At 36.3% G+C, this 1547-nt stretch carries 1 protein-coding gene and 1 pseudogene (1 of these 2 running past the window's edge); both read left to right on the top strand.

What is annotated here, in order from left to right; translation table 11 throughout:
• Positions 1–715, top strand: a 715-nt coding sequence (locus tag COU90_04805) for a hypothetical protein (GenBank protein PJE64161.1), incomplete at its 5' end; no start/stop codon positions are given.
• 9 nt (positions 716–724) lie between these two features.
• Positions 725–1547: pseudogene (locus COU90_04800) on the top strand (hypothetical protein); it runs 149 nt beyond the window's last position.

The following is a 1547-nucleotide window of genomic DNA, read 5'->3' as shown; positions in this document are numbered from 1 at the left end:
GGACAATCCGCGGAAGTTTCTCCAAGATCCCCAGCAGTTGAATGGGTATTCCTACGTCCGAAACAATCCGCTCAACTTTATTGATCCGGAAGGATTGTTTACTGTAGTTGTTCCGGGTACGGGTTACGACAAAGATGATTGGTCCAATGACGGATCTGCCGGGGACTTCATTAATTCAGTTGGAGAGACATTTGGTGAACCTGCTGAAGTATTCCATTGGTCTGGGAACAATAATAAAAAAGCACGGGAAGCTGCCGCAAACAATTTAGCAAATCAGATAAATAACCATAACTTTGATGAGGGAGAGCAATTGAACATTGTCGGGCATAGTCACGGAGGTAATATCGGTATTCTTGCAAGTCAAATGACAGACAAGAAGATTGATAATTTAGTTACTCTAGCAACTCCTGTACGGAGAAGTTATCGACCAAATTATGGTAATATAGGAAATCATATTAATGTATATAATAGTAATGATTCTATTCAAAAATTTGGTGGAGGCTTAGTAAGTAGAGCGCTTGGCTATATAGCTGGAGGCGTGTGGGGATATTTAGCAGGTAGTCGCTTTGAATTTGGGCCTGCTGGCAGAACATTTTCTGAACCATCAGCAAATATTGATGTAGCAAGTACTAATAAAGAAGGTGGAATTATTGAAAATCATTCTTTTTGGCAAGATACGAGCATCTGGTCAAAAGTTGATGAATCCCTTAAATAAATTCTTTATATGCAACAGAAAATAATTTACATTAGTACAGTTTTGTTATTAATTGTCATATTACTGACATATTATTTTATTCCGAAGTTAAATGATAAGAATAACGTAAATAATGCTCTATATGAAGATTCGCAAAGATTGTTTGAAAAATTTGATGGACCATTTAGCCCCAATATTATTATGGACCCGTCCAGACTTACTCATGCCAGTATTAGAGAATCAATGAGATTAGATATCAGTGGTAATTTTGAATTTGTAAGTGCGTGGCGAGACGCTAGGATACAGAAATTAATAGACAACAATTCAACCATAAATTTAGATGGTGAGATTGTTGGTAAATGGAATGATGGGCTAGTCAGACTTCAATCAGCATTAAAGGAAGAAACCAAAAATGGAGTGAAGACATTATACCCTGAAGAATTGCTTTTGTTTTCTAGAGATGCTGGAGAAACATGGGTAGAAATTAACCGATCTAGTAAAGATATATGTGGTGATTACGGTGTAATATATAACGATAAGATATTTTGCTTTCTATTAAACAATAGACTCTCTCTTAATATAATATCTGAAAATACTGGGATAGAGAACGCCGGATATCTTTCTAGCAGAAGAACTGATGCGTTCGAAATATTAGCTATTTATCGGGAAGATAATAATGTTACCGTTATCTGGGAAGATGAAAGGTCACGGTTTCCAACATGGTATGCCTTTCTCCCAATTCCTCACTCAGCAGAAACCAAGTGGGGTCCGTATGTTGTGATGCGAGGTGATATTAATCTTGACACGATTGAATTTCAAGAAAATATCATAAAATACAATTCAAATATTTTTC

Source organism: Candidatus Ryanbacteria bacterium CG10_big_fil_rev_8_21_14_0_10_43_42 (genome assembly GCA_002793915.1).
Classification (GTDB): domain Bacteria; phylum Patescibacteriota; class Minisyncoccia; order Ryanbacterales; family 2-02-FULL-48-12; genus 1-14-0-10-43-42.
Note: the sequence above shows the minus strand (reverse complement) of the source record. Positions and strands in the feature narration are given on the sequence as shown.